This window comes from Vibrio sp. 1401, from assembly GCF_033340295.1.
This window is the reverse complement of sequence record NZ_JAWOWF010000883.1, coordinates 1-507: the sequence shown is the minus strand read 5'-3', so window position 1 is coordinate 507 and position 507 is coordinate 1. Positions and strand designations below refer to the sequence as shown.

Below are 507 nucleotides of genomic sequence, written 5' to 3'. Positions count from 1 at the left end.
AGGGCTAGACCTGTCATGGTACAAATGATGATGGTATCGAAGAAGGTACCTGTCATCGAAATCAAACCTTGTTTAACACAAGAGTCTGTTTTCGCTGCTGCTGCGGCCATTGGCGCGCTACCCAAACCCGATTCGTTGGAGAATACACCACGCGCAATACCAGATTGTATTGCCAACATGATGCTAGCACCTAGGAAACCGCCCGTTGCTGCGGTAGACGTGAAAGCAGATACCAACACAAGTTCAACAGCATTTAGTAGTTGATCTGCGTTCATGATGATCACGCTAAGACACGCCAACACATAAAACAGCGCCATTGCTGGAACCACTTTACCTGCAACACTTGCGATAGATTTGATGCCACCTAGAGTTACAAATGCAACCAAAAGCGTCAGGATGAAAGCTGCAAGCTCACGGTTTACACCTAGAGAGATTTCACTTGCATCAAGAATCGCATTTACTTGCGGGAACGTACCGATACCAAAACAAGCAACCCCAAGTGAGAAT

1 protein-coding gene is annotated in these 507 nt (G+C 46.5%); it reads right to left on the bottom strand.

The annotated features are described in order from the left end of the window. A partial coding sequence (locus R7Z77_RS28695) for an alanine:cation symporter family protein (RefSeq protein ID WP_318137477.1) occupies positions 1-507 on the bottom strand: 507 nt, incomplete at both ends.